A 22156-nucleotide genomic window follows, 5' to 3' on the forward strand; every position below is an offset into this window, starting at 1 on the left:
ATCATGACTCTCGGTCGCGCTGATCCATCGTACTTACCGGTCGGAGCCCTGAGGCGGTTCCTCGGTCGGGAACAGGATCAGGCTCATCAGGCGGGGGACGCGGCCGGGGCCGGGCCGGTTGGCCGCCCGGGCGGCGAAGACGGCGCGTAGCTCGTCGGCCATCTCCGTGATCTCGTCATGGCTGAGCCACACAACGCCCTGCCGGTAGCCCACGGAGTCGGCGGTCGGGTCGGCGCCGTCCCGGTCGAGGTAGGCGTTGAACTCGGCGAGCAGGGCGGCCATGGCCGCGGCGAAGCCCCGGCGGTGCTCCTCCAGCGTCATCGACGCGCCCGCGCGGGCGTCGATCGCGGTCCGCTCGCCGCGTAGCCGGTAGTGGCGTTCCACGGCGCCGCGCACGCGCTGCTCGTCGGCGACCTCCAGCACTCCCCCCTCGGCCAGCAGGCCGACGTGCCGGTAGACGGTGGTCTTGGGGACGTCGGACAGGCGGGCGCACAGCTCGGCCGTGGTGCGGGCGCGCCCTCCGGACATGGCGTGCACGATGCGCAGCCGCACCGGGTGCAGGAGCAGGTCAAGCGTATCCACGCCCCCTAAGGTCCCATATCTGGTACCGTTCCCAAAATTGGGAACGCATGAGAAGGGGCTCGCGATGACCACGGACACCTCGGCGGCGGCCCGGCTGAACAGCCGGGCGGTGCTGCCGCTGCGCACGCTGGACCCGGCCCGGCCGCTGGACGACCTCGAATGGCTGGACGAGGCCATCGGTGACGCGCGGGTGGTGGCGATCGGCGAGAGCGCGCACTACAACCGCGAGTTCTTCCAGCTCCGCCACCGCCTGCTGCGCTACCTGGTGGAGCGGCACGGGTTCAGCGCCTACGCGATGGAGACCGGATCCGTCGAAGGACGGCTGGTCGACGGCTGGGTCCGAGGCGGCGGTGAGGACCGGCTCGGCCGGGTCATGGCGGACGGCCTGACGTCGCTGATGGGACTGTGGACGCCGATGCGCGCCCACCTGGAGTGGATGCGGCGGCACAACAGCGGCGCCGCGCGCCCGGTCGGCTTCCACGGGATCGACCTGCCCGGCTCGATGGTCTCCCTGCTGCCCGGACTGGACGCCGTGATCGCCTACCTCGCGCGGGCCGACCCCGAATTCCGGATCGACCCGGGCGTCCGGGAGACGGCCGCCGCCTTCGCGGCGCCGTCCGCGTTCTCCGCGCCCGCGGCCATCGCCGCCTACGGGAAGCTCGCACCCCAGGCCAGGGACGCACTCACCGCGGGCCTGGCCGACCTCGCCGCGCGCATGACGGGCCGACGCCTGGACTACCTCCGCCGGACCACCCTCGACGCCTACGAGCGCGCGCTCCACGCACTGCGCGTCACGGTGACCCTCGACGCGATCATCCGCGCGATGGCCCGCGGCGACCAGCAGACCGTGATGTTCGACCGCGACGCCGCGATCGCGGACACGGTCGGACGGATCCTGCGCGGCGAGGAGCGGATCGTCCTCGCCGCCCACAACGGCCACGTCCAACGCTGGCCCTGCGCCATTCCCGGCACACCCGCGGCGACGTCGATGGGCATGCATCTGGCCGATCGATTGGGTGAGGACTATCTCGTCATCGGCACGACCTCGGGGACCGGCCAGACCCTCAACGCGGCCGCCGACTTCTTCACCGGCACGCTCTTCACCGCGATGGAGGCGCCCCGGCCCGGCAGCCTTGACGCGCTCATGGACGCGAGCCACGACGGCCCCTTCGCGACCGACCTCCGCCGACTGTCGCCGGCCGACGCCGACGCCGTCCGGGCCGCCTCGCGGCAGCGCGCCGGCAACGGGACGTCCTACTCCGACCTGAGCCCGCTGGACGCCTTCGACATCGTCGTGCACCTGCCGTACGTCACGGCGGCCGAGCCCGACGCCGCCGCGCTCGCCCACTCACCCCGGGACGTGCAAGAGGCGTTCTCCCGGTGGAAGCCGGAGTGACACCGGCCGGTCCCGGGCGCCGGCGCCGAGCAGGAGGTCGATGAGGGCGGCGCCGCGGGCGTGTCCCTGACGGGATCAGCTCACCGTGGAGAGGAGGCTCGAGCGCAACGCCTCCGCGTTGGCGGCCAGGAACTCCCCGAACGTACGGGGCGAGCGGCCCGTGAGGTCCCGCACCGCCGTCGTCGTGGCCGCCAGGGAGCCGGTCGCCACCTGCCGGGAGAGCTCGGCCACGTCGTCGGCGAACCGCGCCGGCACCCCCTTCTCCCGCAACGCCGCGGCGAGCTCGTCAGGGGGCAGCTGGACCTGGCCCACGGTGCGGCCCAGCACGGCCGAGATCTCGCGCGCGATCTCGGCGTAGGTCAGCGCCTGCGGGCCCGTCAGCACGTACGTCTCGCCCAGGCCGTGCGGTCCGGTCAGCAGGGCGGCGGCGCAGGCGGCGATGTCGTCGCAGTCGACATACGACACCGGGGCGCCCCCGTAGGCGTCCACGAGCCTGCCTCCGACGGTGAAGGCGCCGGCGCCGGTGAGGAAGTTCTGCATGAACCCGCTGGGCTGCAGCATCGTCCAGGCCAGCCCGGACGCCTTGAGGTGCTCCTCGATCTCCCAGTGCGCGCCCTCGGCCAGCCTGCCGCCACGGTGGGCGTGCCAGACCGACACCTTCACCACCCTCGACACCCCGGCGGCGCGTGCCGCGTCGATGGCGGCCTTCTGCTGGCGGATCATCGGCTGCGCGCCGTCCGCCGGCTGGGCTCCGCCCGCGTTGAGGAAGAGCCGGTCGACACCTTCCATGGCGGGCACGAGCGAGGCCGGGTCGTCGAAGTCGCCCACAACGGTCGCACAGCCCAGGGCCCGCCCCTTCTCCTGGTCGCGGACCATGGCCTTGACCGGCGCCCCCCGGCTGAGGAGGGCGCGTACGAGAGGCGTGCCGATGGAGCCGGTGGCTCCGGTGACCAGAATCATGATGTGTCCTCCGAAAGGCGGCCGACGACGGAAAGGCAGCCGACGATAAACTGAGGTTGCCTCGAGAACACTATCTTGAGGGTGCCTCGAATTACTGGGACCTCACATGACCGACAGCCGCCGGCCCCGCGCCGACGCCCGCCGCAACTACACGCGACTCCTGGACGAGGCCGACGCGGCCTTCCGGGAGAGAGGCGTTCAGTCCAGCCTGGAGAGCATCGCCCGCCGCGCCGGCGTGGCCATCGGCACCCTCTACGGCCACTTCCCCACCCGCCGGGCCCTGGTCGGCGCGCTGCTCCGGGAGCGTCACCAGGCCCTGTTCGAGCTGGGCGACCACCTTCTGGCCCACCCCGCGCCGGACGCGCTCTCCACCTGGGTCCGCGCGGCCACCGCGCACGCCGCCGGCTACAGCGGCCTGGCCGCCATGCTCGCCGACGGCCTGGACGACGAGGCCTCGGAGTTGCACACCGCCTGCCTGCGCATGGCCGACACCGGGGAACGGCTCGTCGCCCGCGCACGCGAGGCGGGCGCCCTCCGCCCCGACGCGACAGGTGCCGACATCACCGCTCTGGTGACCGCCGCCGCCTCCCTGCACGAGCACCTGTCCGCGGCCGACTCCGAGCGCCTCGTCACTCTCACCCTGGACGGCCTCGCCCGCGACCCCGGCGCCGCCAAGGACGCGTCACCCGCCCCGGAGGGGCGGACGTCCGGGACGGGCGGGCGCCGTACTGCCGCCACAACCGCATGAGCACCGGATCTGCGGGGGCGCGCCCGCTCGGGCGCGGGGCCGGGGAGAGCGTCGTCTCAATCGCGGCAGTGGTTGTTTACGTTCGAGCAAAAGCTAACTTGCCTTTACGGAAACGCCAACACGGCTGACGACTTCATATGCATTTTTGCAGGCGAAGGCCGCCGCGTTTTGCAATTGATGTGAAGTCGAATGCGGGGCCCGGTCTCAGTTTCTTGCAATGAGATGCCCGTGGACGCGATACTGGTCCATCCATCCCGCGGATGCGTCGAGCGGACCAGAGCAGCAGGAGGCAGCACCGATGCCCGGAGGCAGGCTGACCCACCAGGAGCGCCGGCAGATCGCCGAGGGTCTGGCCGAAAGGCTCACCTACACCGAGATCGCCGGCCGCCTGGGACGACCGATCTCCACCGTCACCCGGGAGGTGACCCGTAACGGCGGTCCCGGCGGCTACCGGGCCGACCAGGCGCATCGGGCGACCGAGGGGCGCGCCCGCCGGCGCAAGCCGGCCCCGGTCCCGGGACCACCGGCCCTCACCGACGCGCACGGGCGTGACCCCGAGGCGGTCCGCGACCTGGAGGAGCGCTTCACCGCGATGATGATCGGCACGGGGCTGCCGCGCATGACCGCCCGGGTGCTCACCTGCCTCTACACCACTGACAGCGGCAGCCTGACCGCCGCCGAGCTCGTCCAGCGCCTCCAGGTCAGCCCCGCGTCCATCTCCAAGGCCATCGGCGAACTCGAACAGCAGGAGCTGATCCGGCGCGAACGCGACCCGCATCGGCGGCGCGACCGGTACGTCATCGACGCCGACGCCTGGTTCCGGGGCTGGATGGCCAGCGCCAGGCAGAACACCTTGCTGGCGGATTTCGCCCGGGAGGGAGCCCAGGTCCTCGGCGCCGCCACCCCCGCCGGCACCCGGCTGCAGGACATCGGCCAGTTCTTCGAACATGTCGGTCACACCATGCTCCAGGCGGCCGAGCAATGGCGGCAGGCCTATTCCGCGAGGCGCACGACAGACGGTTAGGCGTCCTCCTCCCGGCCGTGGTCCCGGCCGCCGTCCGGCAGCTCGATCAGCCGGGTCGGCGGGGCGATCGGCCGGGCCGGTGGTGACGCGTCCATGGGTGAGCACGAGGCGTTCCTCGACACCGGGCCCCTGGAGCTGACCGCGGTCGAACTGTCCCAGCGCCTGTTCGACCGGGCGAAGATCGCAGCCACTCCCATGGACGGCCGGGGCCCGGCGGAAGGCACCACCTGCGGCTCGTGCTCGCCGACGGACCCGTCGAACGCCTCACCGGAGCGGCTCCGCGCCTGGCGTTCAGGACGACTTGCAGGTGCTCCCGTCCGCCCGGGCATCCGGGTAGCCGGGGTAGGCCCACCGGCATACGGCCGTCATGTCGACCTGCTTCCCGCCGGGGCCGTAGCACCAGTAGTAGCCCGGGCCGCCGCCGGCGGCGGCGTATCCCTGGTCCTGGCAGTAGCCGTTCAAGTCGCTTCCGGACACAGTCCCGAGCACCTTCGGGCCCGCAGTGGGCTGCTCCCCCGCGTCCGATGACGGCTTCTCACTCACCCCCGGTCGTGGAGAGGGCTTTTCCTCCACGGCCGGTCGCGAGGAGGGTTTCTCCTCCGGATCTGAGCGTGGCTTCTCACTCACGTCTGATCGTGAAGGGGACTTGTCCTTCCCGTCGGACCGTGAGGGCGGCTTCTCGGATGCCGGAGACCGCGTGCCGTCCGGGCGTCGCGGGTTCCGCGTGCCGGCTGTCGGAACCGTCCGGGGCCGGGGGGACGGCGATCCGGTCCGGCCCGCCACGGTGTCGGCCGGGCTGGGTGAGACCGGGGTGGCGCCGGAGGGCGGGCTGGAGCGCGGCGCCCGTGAGGCGTCGGAGTTCTCGCCTCCCGGATCGGAGGGGATGACGGAGTAGGCGATGCCCAGGGCCGCGAGCAGGGCCAGGACCGTGGCACCGGCCAGGACGGAGCGGCGGCGCTTGACGCTGCCGGCCGGCGCCCGGTCCTGCCCGTCGCCCTGACGCGCTCCGGCGGCCTGGCCGGCCGGAGGGTTTCCGGTCAGCCAGGCCGGACCGGGCAGGCCGCGCAAGCCGTCCACGACCTCCGCGGCGGTGGGCCGCCGGGCCGGGTCCTTGGCCAGGCAGGCGCGGACGATGGCGCAGAGCCGCCCGTCCAGCCAGGTCAGGTCCGGCTCGTCATAGAGGATCGACCGCATGACCGCGGGGATCGACTCGCCCTTGAAGGCCCTCTCCCCGGTGGCGGCGAACACCATGGTCGCCCCCCAGGCGAACAGGTCGGCCGCGGGCCCGACCTCACCACCCGCGATCTGCTCGGGCGCCATGTAACCGGGGCTGCCCACGACCTGGCTGGTGACGATCGACCGGCTGAGGTCCAGTGCCCGGGCGATCCCGAAGTCGATCACCACCGGGCCGTCCAGGCCGAGCAGGACGTTGCCCGGCTTGAAATCCCGGTGGACCACGTCCGCCTGGTGGATCGCGGCCAGCGCCGTCGCGGTGTTGAGCGCCAGCCGTTCCAGCGCCGCCCCGCTGCGCGGGCCCGTGCCGCGCACCGACTCCTGCAGCGACGGCCCCTCCACGAATTCGCTGACTATGTAGGGTTGTCCGTTCACGGAACCGCTGTCGAGCACCTTCGCCGTGCAGAACAGGGCCACCCGCTTGGCGATTTCGACCTCGCTCAGGAAGCGGGCCCGGGCACTCTTGTCGACGACCAGGTGCGGGTGGAGCAGCTTTATCGCCACCCGCTGCCCCGGAACCGCGCTACCGACATAAACCGTGCCCTGACCGCCGGTGCCGAGCCGGCCCTCAAGGCGGTACGGCCCCACCGCTTCCAGATCCGAGGGCAGCAGAGCCATCCACTCGGGCACGTGTCCTCCAGCGTCGAATAGGCGAGATCTTGTCCGCGGTCACCCACTGGGCAGCGGTTACGCGTGACCGCCCGCTCAGCGGTGACGGCGTCTCCACGGCCACCGGCAGACGGCGCCCCGGCCGTCGGTCCGAGCCGCCCGACGGGCCGGTGGGGACCGAGACACCCGGGGGTCGGCGGACAACGGCGGTGCGGCCGGCCATATCTCGTCTCTCACAGGGTCATGATCAAAGAGCAGACAGACAGTATCGTCTTTCTGGGGTTGGAGACAGGCCGTCGACGGGTCGAGTTCGTCGAGGGAGCGGGCCGGAGCCACGGACCCACCGGTAAGGCGGTCCCGGCCCCTCGGGTCAGGCGGGGCCCGTGCCCGCGCCGAAGGAGCCGCAGTTCCAGAGGGAACGGACATGGGCGATCAACTGGGGGCCCACGGCGCGCAGACCTGCACGGTCGTTCTCCGCGACCGGGACCGTGACGAGGGCGCTGGTGGCGGCGACGAGCATGCGACAGGTCAGCAGTCCCTGATCGTCGGTGACCCCCAGGGCCTCGGCGTGGACGGAGGCCATGAACGCGTGGAGTTCGCGCCGGCGGGCGACGGCTTCCGGGCCCGCGGCGTAGATCTCGACCAGGTAGATGCGGGTGTAGGGCCACTCGGCCTCAAGCGCTTCGAGGTAGACGGTGATGGCCCGCTCGTAGCTCTCCATCGGGTCGCCGCCCGTGCCGGACGTCCCGATCGCACCCATGACCCGTTCGAGGAGCAGTCCGCACGCATGGTCGAAGGCGGCCATGAAGCAGTCGAGTTTGGAGTCGAACAGCCGGTAGAAGCTCAGGCGCGACACCTTGGCACGTTTGAGGACGTCCTCGATGGAGGTGGCGACATACCCCTTCTCCGCCATGACCTCGGCCATCGCCCGGCACAGACGCCCACGTTGCAGCCGCGCCACCTCTTCAGGCGGCAACGCGTTCCGCCCGCGGGGCAACCGGTGCGACCTCGACATTCACTCACCTTAAAGCAGCCGGACACCTCCCCCAGTGCTCCTGTCCGTCCGGGGCGCGGCCGAAGGCCACGCGCCGACATCGCCACGCCGGCGGCGCTCGTGGCGGGCGACCACGTGGTGGCGGCGGTGCGCCGGCCCGAGAGCATGGCCGATCTGGAGGCCGGGTACCCCGACGGCTGCCTGATCGCGCAGTCCGACGCCCGGGACGTCTCTGCGTCCGCGTAGCTCGTGCGGGACGCCCCCGACCGCTTCGGTCAGCTCGACGTGCTCGTCGACAACGCGGGCCGGGCCGTGGTCGGAGGCCAGGGCGCTCGGACGGAGCCCGTTCCGGCCTCCGGGGACGGGGGCGTTCGGAGAATTGGCCATCTCATGACCGGTGGCTCAACAGGATGGGGTCGCCTCACCGTACATCACTCCTGTTACTCTATGCTCCATATTGATTACCTTGCGTTACTAAGGGAGCTCGTGTGAAGGTCGCCTGCGTCGGCGGCGGACCCGCCAGCCTGTACTTCTCGATCCTGATGAAGCTGGTGGACCCGTCCCATGACATCACCGTCTACGAGCGCAACCCGGCCGGCTCGACGTACGGCTGGGGCGTGACCTACTGGGACGACGTGCGCAACAGCCTCCACGGCACCGACCCCGAGTCCGCGCGTGCCATCGGCGAGAGCTCGGTCCGCTGGGACGGCTGGGTGGTGCACGTCCAGGACCGCACGACGATGACGGTCGAGCACGGGGACGAGGGCTTCGGCATCAGCCGCCGTGAGATGCTCGGCATCCTCGCCGAACGGGCCCGCTCCCTCGGAGTGCGCATCGAGTTCGAGCGCGAGATCACCGACGAGGGCGAGCTGGCCGACGCCGACCTCGTCGTCGCCGGCGACGGCGCCAACAGCGTGCTGCGCGAGCGCCACGCCGACCACTTCGGCACCGAGGTGGTGGTCGGGCGGAACACCTACGCCTGGCTCGGCACCACCAAGGTCTTCGACTCCTTCACCTTCTCCTTCGTGGAGACCGCGCACGGCTGGATCTGGTGTTACTGCTACGGGTTCAGCAAGGAGCACAGCACCTGTGTCGTCGAGTGCTCTCCCGAGACCTGGAGGGGGCTCGGGTTCCACGAGGCGAACGAGGCCGACAGCCTGGCCCTCCTGGAGAAGATCTTCGCCGACATACTGGACGGGCACCCGCTGATCGGCCGGGCGGACGCCGGCGGCGGCGCGTACTGGCTGAACTTCCGCACCCTGACCAACCGGACGTGGCACCGCGGCAACCTCGTCCTGCTCGGGGACGCCGCGCACACCACGCACTACTCCATCGGCGCGGGCACCGCTCTCGCGCTGGGGGACGCCGCCTTCCTGGTCACCGCGCTGCACGAGGAGACGCAACTCCAGTCCGCCCTCGCCCGCTACGAGCGGGAACGCAGATCCGATGTCCTGGCCGCCCAGAAATCGGCCCGCCACAGCGCCCAGTGGTACGAGAACCTCCAGCGCTACATCAACCTTCCGTCGCCGCAGATGTTCGTGCTGCACGACCAGCGATACTCCTCGCTGCTGCCGCACGTCCCGCCGCGGCTGTACTACCGGATCTACCGAATGGTCATGGGGCTCCAGTCGCTGCGCGGCCGGCCGGGCTCAAAGGGCCGCACGGGCCCTGAACGCCGGATCACCAGAACGAGATGATCGCGCGGCGGTCGACGCCGAGAGGGGCCCGGGGCGCGGGGTGATCCGCGGGGCGGCCGTGCTCGTCCGAGGCTCGTGTGCGTGACGGCGGTCTGTCGTCGCGTGCGTGAGCCCCTGGCGGTGACTCGGCGTGGGGTGCTGGGACCAGGGGTCAGCTCCCCTTGGCCTGGCGCGTGGTGAGGGCGTCGAGCAGGCCGGGGAACGCCTCGTCCATCTCGGCGCGGCGGAGGGCGTTCATCCGCGAGGTCCCGACGTAGTACTGCCGGATCAGGCCCGCCTCGCGCAGGACCTTGAAGTGGTGGGTGGCGGTGGACTTGCTGACCGGCATGTCGAAAGCACCGCACTTGAGGTCCTCGCCGGAGGCGTCGAGCTGCGTGACGATGCTCCGGCGGACCGGATCGACGAGGGCCTCCAGCACCCGCTGGAGGTCGAACTGCGACACCTCTAGGTGCGACGGCGTACGTCCCATGGGCCCGATAGTACAACACTCATCAAAGTTTGATGGCAATCATACTTATGGCTACAGTGGACCGCGTTCACAGCGAGCGAAGGATGGGTGGCATGGCGAGGACTGTACGCTTCCATGAGGTCGGCGGGCCCGAGGTGATGCGGCTGGAGGACCTGGAGCCGGGCGAGCCGGGGCCGGGCGAGGTGCGGATCCGGGTGGATGCGATCGGGATCAACAGGGCCGAGGCGCTCTTCCGGCGCGGCCAGTACATCGAGCCTGTCAAGCAGCTGCCCGCCAGGCTCGGCGCTGAGGCCGCCGGTGTGATCGAGGCGGTCGGCCCGGACGTGATCGGGTTCGAGGAGGGGCAGGCGGTCAGCAGCGTGCCGGGGTTCTCCCAGAACGACTACGGCGTCTACGCCGAGCAGGCGATCGTCCCCGCGACCGCGCTCCTGCACCGGCCCGACGGCATGGACGCGGTGTCGGGTGCCGCGGTGTGGATGCCCTACCTCACCGCGTACGGCGCGCTGGTGGAAGTGGGCGGAATGCAGGCGGGTGATGTGGTGGCGCTGAACGCCGCCTCCAGCAGCGTCGGCCTGGCCGCGATCCAGACGGCGAACCGGGTGGGGGCCACGCCTGTCGCCCTCACCCGCACCGGCGACAAGAAGGAACGGCTGCTCAAGGAGGGGGCGGCCGAGGTGATCATCTCCGAGGAGGAGGACGTGCCGGCCAGGCTGCTGGCCCTGACCTGCGGCAGGGGCGTCGAGTACGTCTTCGACGCCGTCGCCGGGCCCGGCGTGACCGCCCTGGCGCGGGCGGTGGCCCCGGGCGGCACGCACTTCCTGTACGGGGCGCTGAGCGGGCAGCCGACGCCGTATCCGGGATTCGACCTGGGCATGCCCGCCCTCAACATGCGCACCTACACGGTGCTGGAGACCACGAGGGACCCGCGGCGGCTCCGCCGGGCCGAGGCGTTCGTCGTCTCGGGCCTGCGTACCGGAGCCTTCCGGCCGGTGGTGGACCGCCTGTTCCCGCTGGAGGAGATCGTGCAGGCACACCGGCACATGGAATCCAACACCCAGTTCGGCAAGATCGTGGTCACCGTGGCCCGCTGACGCCGGCGCGGGTCACGATCCCCTCGTGATACGAGACGTGCACCACGAGGCCCTGGCCAAGCCGCGGGATGCGGCGCTTCATCGCCGACCTGCAACACCGCCACACCGCCGCCCTGGACCGGCTGGAGACGGTGATGCGCAAAGGCACCGCCGGCGGGGTGAAGATCACCCGGAAGAAGGGCGAGCCGTGGATCAGTGTGCCGCCGCTGGACAAGCAGGAGGAGCCGGCCGGGCTGACCGCGCTGTTCTGGAGCCATCTGAACCTGTATGGGCGCTTTGAGCTGGACATGAGTCGCCACCTGGAGTTGGATGGCGTCCCGCTCAGCCGGCCCAACTGACCGGCGGGGCAACCGGCCAGAAGAGCGGTGAACCGGAGCGGCGCGACGTCATGTCCGTGCGGGCTGCGTGATCGGGCTGTGGCGGGCGCCGGCCCAGATGAATCCGGCGACCTGCACCCCGGCGATGACCAGGGTGGCGACGGTCGAGGCCATCCACCGGCCGGGCAGCCCCCAAGCCGGTGCCGCGGCAGTCATGGACGCCATGAGCAGGCCGTATCCGGCAACGGCGGCGTCGAGACTCCAGGCCGAGCTGGTGAGCGACCCTGCCACACTCACACGCGGCGGGTGTTGAGCCGCGCGATGAGCACTCCGCCGACGGCCAGGTGGGTGAGGGCCAGGAACAGTCTGGTCAGCGGGGCGGCTCCGACGCCCAGGAGCGGGAGGAACGACAGGGCGAGGACGGCGACGGCCAGCGCCGTCCAGACAGGCCGGGCGCGTCTGGGCAGGAAGCGTTCCAGTACGGCCAGGCCCGCCCAGCCGAGCAGCGACGCTCCGAGTGAGAACCCCAGGACCGAGGAGAGGCCGACCACGACGACCGGCGGTTGGTCGACGACGAAGTCGGCGCCGAGAGCGCGGCCCAGGAGCCAGGTGAGGGCGGCGGCGAGGACGGCTGTGGCGACGGCGACGGTCCGGTGCTTGATGGAGGTGACGGTCGGGCGGGTGATGGTGGTGGACATGGAGAACTCCGGAGTCAGGGAAGGACGATGATCTTGCCGCGGGTCTGGCCTGCTTCGCTGCGCCGGTGCACCTGGGCCAGTTCCTCCAGCGCGACGGCTTCGGTCACGTCGAGCCGCAGCTCGCCTTTCGCGACGAGCGCGCCGAGTTCGGCGATCTGAGCGGGGGTGTTGCGGGCGGTGAAGGTCGGGTGGCCGGGGACGGGGGTGGCGATGGACACGGCGGTGCCGCCCGGCCGTAGCAGGGTGGCCAGGCCGGCGGCCGTCTCCGGGCTGACCGGGGCGAGGTTGATCACGACGTCCATGCCGGAGGGCAAGGGTGAGTTGGTGTAGTCGATCACCTCGTCGGCGCCCAGTTCGGCCACGGTGGCGGTGCTGCGGGGCGAGGCGGTGGCGATCACGGTGGCTCCGGCCAGTTTGGCGAGTTGTACGGCGAAGCCGCCGACGCCGCCGCCCGCGCCGTTGATGAGGACGCGCTGCCCGGCGCTCACGTTCGTGTGCTCGTACACGGTCTGCCAGGCGGTGAGTCCGGCGACCGGGATGACCGCGGCCAGGGCCAGGGTCTCATCGGCGGGTTCGGGTCCCGAGGCGTCGCGGACCGCCGAGGCGCGACCCCCCGATCCGACGCGAATCGCCGAGGCCGGTGCTTCGACCAACAGCGAAGCGGGCACGGCGGCGAACTCGGCCGCCGCCCCGCCCGAGTCGACCCGCCCCATGACCCGGTCCCCGGCGCTCCACCGGGTCACCCCGTCACCGACCGCCACGACGATGCCCGAAACGTCCCATCCGGGGATGTGCGGGAAGGTCAGTGGAAGCACCTCGCGCAGCACCCCGGCGCGCAGGGCGGTGTCGGAGGGGTTGAACGAGGTGGCGGCTACCTGGACGAGCACTTCGCCAGGCCCGGCGACCGGCACGGGGACCCGCCCGACCTGGATGACCTCGGTCCCGCCGTACTCGTGGAAGAGTGCTGCTTTCATCATGCGGACAAAGCTAGAAGACCATCGCAAGACGGTGAATACTTTGAAATATCGCTTTCATACGTCATAGTCTTGGGGATGGACATCCTCAGTGACGTGCTCGCCAGCGTCCGCTCCGGCCGTCCGAGCTCGGCGACGGTCTCCTGGCACGCCCCCTGGGGGCAGCGTTTCCCCGAGGTCAAAGGCAGCGCCGGGTTCCAGATCATCTTGCAGGGCACCTGCTGGCTGATCTCCGGGCAGGGCGAGCCGGTGGCGCTCAACGTCGGTGACGTGGTGTTCTTCCCGCACGGCCACAGCTACGGCCTGGCCGATTCCCCCACGCGCGCGCTCAGCGAACCCCGTTGCGATCCCACCGTGGACGCCGGCCTGTTCGTGCAGGACTTCATCGGCAACAGCGGCCAGAAGACGGTGACGTTGTGCGGCGGCTACCGGCTGGACCCCGGCCGGGCCCACCCGCTCCTGCGTGACCTGCCGGAGTTGATCCATCTGCCCGCGCGGCTGGGTCACCACCCCCGGCTGCGGGCCGCCATCGATCTGCTGGCCGCCGAGGTGGACCATCCGGGCGTCGGCGCGGACACGGTGGTGCTCGCCCTGCTCGACACGATGCTCGTCTACCTGCTGCGCGCCTGGTTCACCGGCCCCGCCGAGTCGGGCAGGGGGTGGTCGGCGGCACTCAGCGATCCCGCCGTGAGTGCCGCCCTGCAGGCCATCCATGACGGGCCGGGCAGGCCGTGGACGGTTCAGAGCCTCGCCGACCACGCCAGGCTCTCCAGGGCGGCCTTCGCCCACCGGTTCTCCGCGCTGGTCGGCCGGCCGCCGCTGGCCTACCTGACGTGGTGGCGGCTGAACACCGCGGCCCGGCTGCTGCGCGAGTCGGACGCCCCGCTCGGCGAGGTCGGCGCGCGGGTGGGCTACACCTCTGAGTTCGCCTTCGCCAATGCTTTCAAGAGGGAATACGGCCAGGCGCCCGGCCGTTACCGCCGGGCCGCGGCGCCCCATCCGGCAGAGGTGGCCAGCAGTGGGGCGAGCCAGGCGTAGCGGCGTGCCTGGCTGCCGTCGAAGCCGACGCAGTGCTCGGTCTGACGCCCGCATCCAGCGCTTCGGCGGCTACGCCACCGACGAGGTTGCCCACGCGCCCGGGCCGTTCGACGCCCGCCACCACTGGTCAGGATCTTCGCGATCGACCTGGTCCGCGAGCTTGTCCGCACTGGGCGCGCTTGAGGAGGTGGAGCGCGGTCGCCGCGACACTGTCGTGCTGTCGGATCGCTGACGACCGGCGTCCCGGAAAATTCTGCAAAGAAATCCGGGAGGCGGTGTCGGATCGGGGCGGTGGTGTTCGTAGCAGGGGTGAGGCCGCCCGCAAGGGGGCGGCGCACAGGCAAAGGAACCGCGATCATGAAGCTGACGACCATGACTCAGGTCACCATCGATGGAGTGATGCAGGGAAACGGCGCCGCGTCGGATGACCGCAGGAACGGATTCGAGCGCGGCGGATGGGCCCGGGGGAAGGGTGACGACGAGACCAGGACGTTCATCACGCAGACCTACCAGCGCGCCGAGGCGTTCCTGTTCGGCCGACGCACCTATGAGCTGTTCGCCGGCTCCTGGGGATCAATCGACCAGATGCGTGCACATCCCATCGGCGTGGCCTTGAACGAGGCCCCCAAGTACGTTGCCTCGACCACGCTCACCGCGCCGCGTTGGGAGGACACGACCGTTCTCCGCGGTGACCTCGCGGCGGCCATCAGTGAGCTGAAGGCCAAGCCCGGGGGTGAGCTGCAGGTGCACGGCAGTGGCATCCTGACCCGGTGGTTGCTGGAGAACGACCTGGTCGACGAGATGATTCTGATCGTGATCCCGGTGATCCTCGGCCAGGGCGCGAGACTGCTCCCGGAGACCGGTCCGGATCTCGCGCTCGACCTGGTCGAGTCGCGGGTCGACTCGAAGGGCGTGACGATCCAGGTCCACCGGCCGGCCGGGCGTCCGCGGTATGCAACGGTCTGAAGCCCCTGACCACCGAACCATGCTGTCTTGACACCACAGGAGATGATCTTCAGATGCAGTACCTGGTTTCCGTGATCGATGACAAGAGCAATCCCGGCAGCACGGACAGGCGGCCTGCCATCAGCGCGTTCAACGAACGACTGATCGCCGAGGGCTACTGGGTTTTCTCGGGCGGACTCGCGGACACCGACGCGGCCACGGTCATCGACAACCGGGGCGAGCAGGCGGTGTTCAGCGACGGGCCTTTCGTGGAGTCGAAGGAGTACCTCGCCGGCGTCTGGGTGTGGGAGGCCCCCGATCTGGATGTGGCGCTCAAGCTCGCCGCCGAGGCGTCGAAGGTCTGCGATCGGAAGGTCGAGGTGCGGCCGTTCCTGTGAGCGACGTCGAGGAGACGATCATCCGGGCCCACCACGACGAGTGGGCGCGGGTGGTGGCCGCCCTGACCAGGCGTTTCGGTGACCTCGACATCGCTGAGGAGGCGGCTGCCGAGGCGTTCGCGACCGCCGTGGAGCGGTGGCCGGCCGACGGCGTACCGCCCAATCCCGGCGCCTGGCTGACCACCACCGCCAACCGCAAGGCCATCGACCGGATCCGGCGTGAGAACAAGCGCGACGACAAGCACAGGGAGGCTCAGATGACGTACGACGACCCGCCCGAGCCTGTTGGCGCCATCGATGACGACCGGCTCCGGCTGATCTTCACCTGCTGTCACCCGGCGCTGGCGATGGAAGCCCGCGTGGCGTTGACGCTGCGTATGGTCGGCGGTCTGACCGTGCCCGAGATCGCCCGTGCCTTCCTGGTGCAGGGGGCCACCATGGAGCGGCGCATCACCCGTGCGAAGGCCAAGATCAAGGCGGCTCGCATCCCCTGTCGGATGCCGTCCGCCGACGATCTGCCGGCTCGTGTCTCCGGCGTCCTGGCCGTCCTGTTCCTCGTCTTCAACGAGGGCTACCTGGCCAGCGGCCCCGACACCGATCCCGTACGACACGACCTGACCACCGAGGCGATCCGGCTCACCCGCCTGATCCGCGCGCTCCTGCCGCAGGACGGAGAAGTGGCCGGGCTGCTGGCGCTGATGCTGCTCATCGAGGCCCGCCGCCCCGCCCGGGTCTCGGCCGGCGGCGAACTGGTCCCCCTGGCCGAGCAGGACCGCGGCGCCTGGGACGCGGAACTGATCGCCGAAGGTCATCGGCTGGTGCGCGAGCGCCTGGCCGCTGCCGCTGCCGGGGTGGCTCCAGGTCGATATCAGATTCTCGCGGCGATCAACGCGGTGCACACCTCCGCCCGCGACATCCGCGACACCGACTGGTCGCAGGTCCTCACCCTCTACGACCAGCTCGTCCGCCTCGACCCCTCGCCGATCATCGCCCTCAACCGGGCCATCGTCGCGGCCGAGCTCGACGGGCCGGAGGTGGCACTGGCCATCGTTGACCGCCTCGCCGAGGCGTTGGCCGGCTATCACGCCTACCACGCCACCCGCGCCGACCTGCTGCGCCGGCTGGGCCGAAGTCAGCAGTCACGCGCGGCCTACGACCGGGCCATCGAGCTGGCCGGCAACACCGGCGAGACCGCCTACCTCACCCGCCGCCGCGACCAACTGCAGTAGCGCCCGTATTTGAAGAGCGCACTTGATACAGCGGTGAAAGGCGACACGGAACGCTGCACTATTTGACATGTTCAGACGCCAACCCTTCTCGCGGCCTTCGGCGTCGCCGAACTCTGCCGGCACCCGGGCGCCCGGAACCGGTCCCAGCCCAGGCTGCGACAAGACGATCCCAGCGGCCGGGTGTCGGCCGAAATGGTCCTCCACCTGCCCTTGCAGGGCCTTGATCTGCTCGCCCGGCACGGTGAGGACCGCCACCGCTGAGCCGATGGTGGCGGCGTAGACAGCGGTCACGGCCGCCGGCCGACCCAGATGCTCTGTGCGCAGCGCGGCCTGGACCGCGGCGGCCTTGTCGGCAACACCCCGGCGGCGGGCGCGTTTGAGCGCGGCGCTGATCTGGCCGATGGCCGGCTTGGCCGCCGACGCGGATCATGGGTCTTGGTCAGCAACTCCAACGTGTCGGCCACGGCCAGGTCCTCGAACGCCTGAAGCGCTGCGGGGAAGTAGTCGCGCAGTGCGTGCCGCAACCGCTGAGCCTGGCGGGTCCGTTCCCAGATCAATGTCTTGTGCGCCCGTGTCACCACCTTGATCACCTCGGCCTCGAGGCTGTCGCCGGCTCAGCGTAGCTTGCCCGTGATGATCCACAGGTGGCCGAACGGGTCACGGATGCGGCCCGAGCGTTTGCCGTAGGGCTGGTTCTCGATCGGCACAACCACCTCGGCGCCGTGGGCGATCATGCGTTCGCCGACTGCGTCCGGATCGTCGACCTCGACCTCGAGGAGGACCGCGGATCCGCCGAGATCATCGGGTGACAGCCACCCCCACGATGAGACGGCCGGCGAGACCCGGAAGGATGACCCGCCGACGCGGTGATCAACGACGCTGGGCCGGCCATCGTCGTTCCGGGGAGCGCTGAACACCTGCTCAGCGCCAAGGGCGACCTGGTAGAACGCCGACGCACGGTCCGGGTCGGGCACGATGAGACGGGGAGAAAGATGAACATTAGGCGTCATGAGCCCATCGTCGGGCCGGACGGAGGCAGGGGTCTTGAAGATTTGGGAACGCCTCATGCGTCCACCGTCATCTGGACGCACCCCATGGTCTGGTGGCCTGTCGCGGGCTGATGGACCCTACGCGGCCAGGCCTTCGGCGCGTAGCCACTCGGTCGGCGTACACCCGGCCATGGCCCGCCATTCCCGGGTGAAGTGCGCCTGGTCCGCGAATCCCGACGCCGCAGCCACTGCCGCCAGGCTGACCGTCCCGGCACGGGCGGCGGCCACGAGTCCGCCACGTGCGGCCTCGAACCGAAGAAGCCGCTGGTACTCCTTCGGCGTCACTCCCAGCTCCGTCCGAACCGTACCGCTCAGGTGACGCCGGGAGCACCCGAGAAGCCGAGCCGCCTCCTGCACCCGGGCGGTTCCGGACAGTGCGGCCAGCGTGGCCCGCAGTCCTTGGCCGCCGGTGTTCTCCTGGTGCCGGGCCCGTCCGGCGATCAGGGCGCCCTCGACGAGGGCTCGGCGTTGCGGCCAGGACCGGCAGGCCGCCAGCTGCTCCGGCAGGTGCGCCATCGCTGGGGCCACGTCGGCGAGATCGACGACGTGCCCGGTCAGCGCCGACGCCGGGATCCCCAGCAGCGCACCGGCGCCCAGCGGGCTGAGTGTCAACCACACGCCGCGCGTGCCGCCCTCCTGCCTCAGCTCGGCTGTGTCCAGGTGAAGCCCGGCGACGACGGCCCGGAACCGTTCCCGCGAGCCGGGCCGCCCGAGCCACGCGATCTCCATCGAGCCCGCCTCCGGGATCGTGATCGATATCGTGGACGAGGGCAGCCCGCGATGAACGCCGACTGAGCCCGGGCCAAGCTCGTAGGCGCTCAGTGTCGCCACGAACGGCGCTAGAGCCGCGGACCTCTGATGGGCAGGCACGATGGTCACCCCTTCACAGTATGGTGGCCCGGTGATACGACCGATGTCTCCGCCCGGCTACGGTCACACGCCAGCCTGGTGCGGCTTCTCAAGATCGATGGCTTGACATCGTCGAACAGTGCTCGCCTGCGGATGTCGCCTCCTCACGTGCTGAGGGCGCCGACATCGCGGGCGTCGCCGCCTGCTTCACCCCGCCCACGGCCACGCCTACACCGGGCACGGCCTGACCACGCTCGGCGAAGCGGTGTACGGCGCCCACGCGGGCGGCGGCATCAAAGCCCAGAAGGGTACCTGCGTCTTGGTCGCCCTGGTCACCGGCGTCTCAACCGGCTCACCGGGCTTAGCGAACTTCCCCGGCTTTGGACACTCCGGGCGACTCGGGCAGCCAGGTCGACCTCGGTGAAGTCGACCTCCTTCAGCAGGGGATCGAACGGGGCGGGCTGGCGGCGCAGGTCGTCGGTGGCATAGGCGCCGGAGCAGCTGATGTGGCAGGCCTTGATCATGGGGCCGGGGTCGCCCGGCTGGAGGACGGTTCTGCAATCCCCCTGATCTCTAGTGCCGCGTCAGAGAACCTCTGTCCCGTTGTGATGTGACGTGGTGTTCGGTGGCCACGGTAGACGCAGACACCCTCAACACTCCCGCGTGACAACACACACGTAATAGTCAGACGCGAAATCCGCCTGAAGAACCAATTCGTCCCGCATCAGGTAGTCGGCGTCATTGAGCACGACTCCGCAGAGCACGAAGTTGTGGGGACCTGACTCGACCGAGTTGAGGTCGACCGAGTCGGACAGCTCTTCGCATCTTGGGGATATCGGCACGTCAATACGTAACGGCGTCTCGTCGGGCAGTCTATTGAGGGCATCGCGGAGCTGCCCCACCGTCAGCTCGACAGTCTCGTGACGGTATCGCTCTATCTCCACGTCATCAGCCATACAGCAGAGATTAGAAGCAGATGACGTGACCCTTATCTTTTCGCCGGACCAGGCAGGGCGAACGTTGCCTGATGCCGCACCAGCGCGGGAGGGCGAGCGTGCCGCCATGGCGACACGCTGCCTGCTGTCAGCGTCGCCCGTCCCGCCGGGGAGCGGATGCGGTCAGATGTGCCCGAAGAGGAGGCTGCCCGACCCGTGCGGTCCGCGCCCTGCTCGCCGCCCTGGCCGACGCCGGCCGCACCTCCGCGCCGCTGCTGGTGCGCATCGACCGGCACGGCCGCCTCGTCCCGCCGATGACGCGCAACGGCGTCCCCATCGGGGGTCCCGGCAGCAATCGCGGAAAATCCAACGAAGCTGCCTCTGACCTGCGGTGTCTTCACAGCAGGTCAGGCGGTCCAGACGGAATCGTCTTCCCGTAAGCGCAGATCAGGCCCTACCTCGTTGGATTCACGGCCGAGGCTACGACGACCCCTGCAAGGCTTTCCCCCAAGCTGGGGATCATCTCGCGGGCGGAGCCGGCCGCGCTCACCTGAGCAGGCCGTACAGCTTGTTGATCCTGTCCTGGTCGGCGATCAGCGGCAGCTGGTCGAAGGACAGCTGCCACTGCGTCGAGACGCCACCCTTGTCAGCGATGCGCTCGATGATGCCGAAGCTCATCGGCTCGCTCTGCCCCTTCGGCAGGACCGTGCCGTACCACTCCACGTACGTCGCACCGTGCACCCGCACGGTCTGGCCTGGCTGCAGCTTCACGTCGCTGACCTGGTCGAAGAAGGCCGTCAGGTAAGCCCGCTTGCCCTCGCCTGTCTTCAGCTCGCGCTCGCCCAGCCCGGGGGCCGACAGTGGAGCGCCGCTGAGGTGCGCCGTGAGGGCCTCGGCGTCCTCGCTGTTCCACGCCTGCGCCCGGGCGGCGAGTTCCTCGGGGCCCATGACCGGTCGCCTTCCCTCCTCGGGCAGACCGCTGTCGGCGACGTCGCCGAACAGATCGGGCAGGCTCGGGTCGAGCGGGGAGAACCACAGATGGCGGTCGTAGTACCGGCGGCCCTGGACCACCTTGCCGCCATCGGTCAGCAGGACCCGGTACACCGCCGGATAGGTGATCTTGTGACCTTTGAGCGTGGCCTCGTTGACCGCCTCGAACATCACCGCCGGACCGTTCACCGCGACGCGCGTGCCGCGGAAGCGGAAGTCCGGCACCAGGGCCAGCGACCCCGCGATCGACGTCCTGATCGCGTCCAGACCCTGCATCAGCGGCACGCCGGCCTTGCCCGGCTCCCAGAGCGTCGCGTTGGCGTCCCACATGTCCACGTAGGCCTGCACCCGGTTCTCCGTGGTCACCTTTCCGAACCTGATCTGCTTGTCGATGAACGTGCAGGCGTTGGGCGACACCCATCCCTTGATGCTCGACACCTCCTGCCGCGCGTCCGCGCAACCGTCCTTTGCCTGCGCCGGGCTCGCCATCACGCTCAACGCCAACGCCGCAACGACCAGAACCTTCATCTCCGCCTCCTTCGGGGGCGCCGTGCCCCGAACTGAAACTACGAAGATCGGCCCGATGGGCGAATCTGTCATCGTGACGGTAGTCGCAGGCTCAACGGCCTCACCCCCACAGGCATTCAACGCCACGGTTGACCTGCGGGAACGGGCTTGACCTGCGTATTCGTCCCGCCACACCAGGAACCCGGCCAGGGCCTCGACGTCGTCCACGCCCGCGGTGGCCAGTTGCCGGCGGTAGGCGGCCATCAGCTCGTCGGTGTCAGTGGCGGTGGTCTCGGTGAGCATCGCCTCGACCTGGACGGCGCCGAGCAGGGCGTTGGCCAGCCGCATCCGGTAGGGGCCGTCGCCGCCGAGCCGGGCGGATTCGGCGGCCTGCTCGGCGGCGGTGCCGGTGCCGTCATACATGCCGAGCGCGGCCAGGGCGGTGGCGAGCTCGGCGGCCCGAGGCGGGCAAGCGCGTACGCTGCCGGATGAACGACGGGGGGTCGGTCGAACCCGGGGCCGGCCTGTTCACCGCCGTGGCGGTGCGGCCCGGATCCGGCCCCGCGCATCACGAGGCCGTCGTGGCCCTGGACCTGCCGACTGACGAAGACGACCTGGTCGAGGTCTTCGGTCTGCGACGGCTACGGCCCCGGTGCACCACCGCCGAGGCCTCCGGGCGAGCAACTCCAGGAAAACATCCATGCCGGTACGGTATGCCGGACCTTCCCGCGTACCGGCCGGTCCGCCGCCGGATGTCGGCCACAGGTCCGCCCCACACGGCGCAGGGAGCCGGTGACCGCTCACCGGGGCCCCGCGCGGTCGCGGGCTCAGGTCACGGTGAAGGTGAGCGGGCTGGCCAGGGTGGTGTAGCCGTCGTTGTACAAGTACCAGGCCGCGTAACGGCCCGGTCCGGGCACGCTGCCGGTGTCCAAGGTGACGCTGCCGGCGGCGTTGGGCGCGTACGCCCAGGTGAAGGAATTCTTCTTCCCTATGGTCGCGCCGCCGTCATCGGGGTAGATGCCGACCCAGTTCTTGCTGCTGACATTGCCCGGCACGGTGGAGTAGCGCACCTTGAGGGGCGCGCCCTTGACCACAGTGGGCGTGTCGGTCCTGAGGGGAACCCCCGGGCCGAACGCGACGCTGCACGGACGGCTACCGACGGCGACCGTGCCGGCCACCGTGTTGCTGGCGACGTCGATGACCGACAACGTGTGGGTTGAATAGTCGGGGACGTAGACGAACGTGCCGTCGGGGGAGACCGCGAGTGCGCCAGCGTCCCAGACCGGGATGGTGGCCACGACCCTGTTGCCGGCGGAGTCGATCAATGACACCGGGCCGGCGTCGCTGCTGAGCGACCGTGAGGCATCTCGCGCGGCGGACGGACGACGACCTGCTCGCGGTCCCGCAGTTCGGCCAGCGCCGCC

24 protein-coding genes are annotated in these 22156 nt (G+C 70.4%); 11 read left to right on the forward strand and 13 right to left on the reverse strand.

Annotation, left to right across the window (positions count from 1 at the left end):
- Positions 1–33 precede the first annotated feature (33 nt).
- Positions 34–582 carry a helix-turn-helix domain-containing protein gene (locus ACWDS7_RS05250; protein ID WP_451928208.1) on the reverse strand — a complete coding sequence of 183 codons (549 nt, stop codon included), beginning with the start codon at positions 580–582 and terminating at the stop codon, positions 34–36.
- 64 nt (positions 583–646) lie between these two features.
- Between ACWDS7_RS05250 and ACWDS7_RS05255 the strand changes: the two genes are divergently transcribed.
- Positions 647–1978 carry an erythromycin esterase family protein gene (locus ACWDS7_RS05255; protein ID WP_451928209.1) on the forward strand — a complete coding sequence of 444 codons (1332 nt, stop codon included), beginning with the start codon at positions 647–649 and terminating at the stop codon, positions 1976–1978.
- 75 nt (positions 1979–2053) lie between these two features.
- On the opposite strand, the gene ACWDS7_RS05260 is transcribed toward ACWDS7_RS05255, so the two are convergent.
- Positions 2054–2938 (reverse strand): NmrA family NAD(P)-binding protein, encoded by an 885-nt coding sequence (locus ACWDS7_RS05260; RefSeq protein WP_451928210.1) that lies wholly within the window; start codon positions 2936–2938, stop codon positions 2054–2056.
- Positions 2939–3044: 106 nt separating this feature from the next.
- Here ACWDS7_RS05260 and ACWDS7_RS05265 point away from each other — a divergent pair, with 106 nt between their 5' ends.
- Positions 3045–3686, forward strand: a complete 642-nt coding sequence (locus tag ACWDS7_RS05265; RefSeq protein ID WP_451928211.1) for a TetR/AcrR family transcriptional regulator — start codon at positions 3045–3047, stop codon at positions 3684–3686.
- 298 nt (positions 3687–3984) lie between these two features.
- On the forward strand, positions 3985–4710 hold the full coding sequence (locus tag ACWDS7_RS05270; RefSeq protein WP_451928212.1) for a MarR family transcriptional regulator: 726 nt from the start codon (positions 3985–3987) through the stop codon (positions 4708–4710).
- Positions 4711–5001: 291 nt separating this feature from the next.
- Here ACWDS7_RS05270 and ACWDS7_RS05275 read toward each other — a convergent pair whose 3' ends face one another.
- Together ACWDS7_RS05275 and ACWDS7_RS05280 are read right to left on the reverse strand one after the other, a co-directional pair.
- Positions 5002–6573 carry a serine/threonine protein kinase gene (locus ACWDS7_RS05275; protein WP_451928213.1) on the reverse strand — a complete coding sequence of 524 codons (1572 nt, stop codon included), beginning with the start codon at positions 6571–6573 and terminating at the stop codon, positions 5002–5004.
- A 349-nt stretch (positions 6574–6922) separates the two neighbouring features.
- Positions 6923–7567: a TetR/AcrR family transcriptional regulator gene (locus ACWDS7_RS05280; protein WP_451928214.1), complete on the reverse strand. Its 645-nt coding sequence runs from the start codon at positions 7565–7567 to the stop codon at positions 6923–6925.
- 99 nt (positions 7568–7666) lie between these two features.
- On the opposite strand from ACWDS7_RS05280, the gene ACWDS7_RS05285 reads away from it, so the two are divergent.
- The gene (locus tag ACWDS7_RS05285; RefSeq protein ID WP_451928215.1) at positions 7667–7792 is read left to right on the forward strand and encodes a hypothetical protein; all 126 of its coding nucleotides are present in this window, start codon (positions 7667–7669) and stop codon (positions 7790–7792) included.
- Positions 7793–8034: 242 nt separating this feature from the next.
- Entirely contained in the window at positions 8035–9243 is a 1209-nt protein-coding gene (locus tag ACWDS7_RS05290; RefSeq protein WP_451928216.1) for an FAD-dependent monooxygenase, read from the forward strand.
- A 151-nt stretch (positions 9244–9394) separates the two neighbouring features.
- On the opposite strand, the gene ACWDS7_RS05295 is transcribed toward ACWDS7_RS05290, so the two are convergent.
- Positions 9395–9712 carry an ArsR/SmtB family transcription factor gene (locus ACWDS7_RS05295; protein WP_306871305.1) on the reverse strand — a complete coding sequence of 106 codons (318 nt, stop codon included), beginning with the start codon at positions 9710–9712 and terminating at the stop codon, positions 9395–9397.
- Positions 9713–9804: 92 nt separating this feature from the next.
- On the opposite strand from ACWDS7_RS05295, the gene ACWDS7_RS05300 reads away from it, so the two are divergent.
- Together ACWDS7_RS05300 and ACWDS7_RS05305 are read left to right on the forward strand one after the other, a co-directional pair.
- Positions 9805–10803 carry a zinc-dependent alcohol dehydrogenase family protein gene (locus ACWDS7_RS05300; protein ID WP_451928217.1) on the forward strand — a complete coding sequence of 333 codons (999 nt, stop codon included), beginning with the start codon at positions 9805–9807 and terminating at the stop codon, positions 10801–10803.
- A gap of 68 nt (positions 10804–10871) precedes the next feature.
- The gene (locus ACWDS7_RS05305) at positions 10872–11141 is read left to right on the forward strand and encodes a hypothetical protein (RefSeq protein ID WP_451928218.1); all 270 of its coding nucleotides are present in this window, start codon (positions 10872–10874) and stop codon (positions 11139–11141) included.
- Between the two features lie 48 nt (positions 11142–11189).
- Here the strand turns inward: ACWDS7_RS05305 and ACWDS7_RS05310 are convergent, their stop codons facing one another.
- From ACWDS7_RS05310 to ACWDS7_RS05320, 3 genes are read right to left on the reverse strand one after another with little or no spacing between them, the layout of a single operon-like run.
- Positions 11190–11417, reverse strand: a complete 228-nt coding sequence (locus ACWDS7_RS05310; protein WP_451928219.1) for a hypothetical protein — start codon at positions 11415–11417, stop codon at positions 11190–11192.
- Entirely contained in the window at positions 11414–11818 is a 405-nt protein-coding gene (locus ACWDS7_RS05315) for a DUF6069 family protein (protein ID WP_451928220.1), read from the reverse strand. The genes ACWDS7_RS05310 and ACWDS7_RS05315 overlap by 4 nt, the downstream gene beginning before the upstream one ends.
- Before the next feature lie 14 nt (positions 11819–11832).
- Entirely contained in the window at positions 11833–12795 is a 963-nt protein-coding gene (locus ACWDS7_RS05320; RefSeq protein ID WP_451928221.1) for an NADP-dependent oxidoreductase, read from the reverse strand.
- Between the two features lie 75 nt (positions 12796–12870).
- On the opposite strand from ACWDS7_RS05320, the gene ACWDS7_RS05325 reads away from it, so the two are divergent.
- The 4 genes from ACWDS7_RS05325 to ACWDS7_RS05340 all read left to right on the forward strand — a co-directional run bounded on the left by ACWDS7_RS05325 (position 12871) and on the right by ACWDS7_RS05340 (position 16402).
- Positions 12871–13830: an AraC family transcriptional regulator gene (locus ACWDS7_RS05325; RefSeq protein ID WP_451928222.1), complete on the forward strand. Its 960-nt coding sequence runs from the start codon at positions 12871–12873 to the stop codon at positions 13828–13830.
- Positions 13831–14187: 357 nt separating this feature from the next.
- Positions 14188–14796, forward strand: a complete 609-nt coding sequence (locus tag ACWDS7_RS05330) for a dihydrofolate reductase family protein (RefSeq protein WP_451928223.1) — start codon at positions 14188–14190, stop codon at positions 14794–14796.
- Positions 14797–14849: 53 nt separating this feature from the next.
- Positions 14850–15173: a YciI family protein gene (locus ACWDS7_RS05335; protein ID WP_306871313.1), complete on the forward strand. Its 324-nt coding sequence runs from the start codon at positions 14850–14852 to the stop codon at positions 15171–15173.
- Entirely contained in the window at positions 15170–16402 is a 1233-nt protein-coding gene (locus ACWDS7_RS05340; RefSeq protein ID WP_451928224.1) for an RNA polymerase sigma factor, read from the forward strand. Before ACWDS7_RS05335 ends, ACWDS7_RS05340 begins: the two co-directional genes overlap by 4 nt.
- Before the next feature lie 614 nt (positions 16403–17016).
- On the opposite strand, the gene ACWDS7_RS05345 is transcribed toward ACWDS7_RS05340, so the two are convergent.
- From ACWDS7_RS05345 to ACWDS7_RS05365, 5 genes are all read right to left on the reverse strand, one after another.
- A complete protein-coding gene (locus ACWDS7_RS05345; RefSeq protein ID WP_451928225.1) occupies positions 17017–17412 on the reverse strand; it encodes a VOC family protein in 396 nt (131 codons plus the stop codon).
- A gap of 117 nt (positions 17413–17529) precedes the next feature.
- Positions 17530–18180: a helix-turn-helix domain-containing protein gene (locus ACWDS7_RS05350; RefSeq protein WP_451928226.1), complete on the reverse strand. Its 651-nt coding sequence runs from the start codon at positions 18178–18180 to the stop codon at positions 17530–17532.
- A 770-nt stretch (positions 18181–18950) separates the two neighbouring features.
- Positions 18951–19256, reverse strand: coding sequence for a DUF6225 family protein (locus ACWDS7_RS05355; protein ID WP_451928227.1), 306 nt, complete (start codon positions 19254–19256; stop codon positions 18951–18953).
- 525 nt (positions 19257–19781) lie between these two features.
- Positions 19782–21170, reverse strand: coding sequence for a nuclear transport factor 2 family protein (locus ACWDS7_RS05360; protein ID WP_451928231.1), 1389 nt, complete (start codon positions 21168–21170; stop codon positions 19782–19784).
- Positions 21171–21559: 389 nt separating this feature from the next.
- Complete coding sequence (locus ACWDS7_RS05365) at positions 21560–22063, reverse strand: YncE family protein (RefSeq protein WP_451928228.1); 504 nt, start codon at positions 22061–22063, stop codon at positions 21560–21562.
- Between the last annotated feature and the right edge of the window lie 93 nt (positions 22064–22156).

The organism is Streptosporangium sp. NPDC003464 (genome assembly GCF_053588315.1).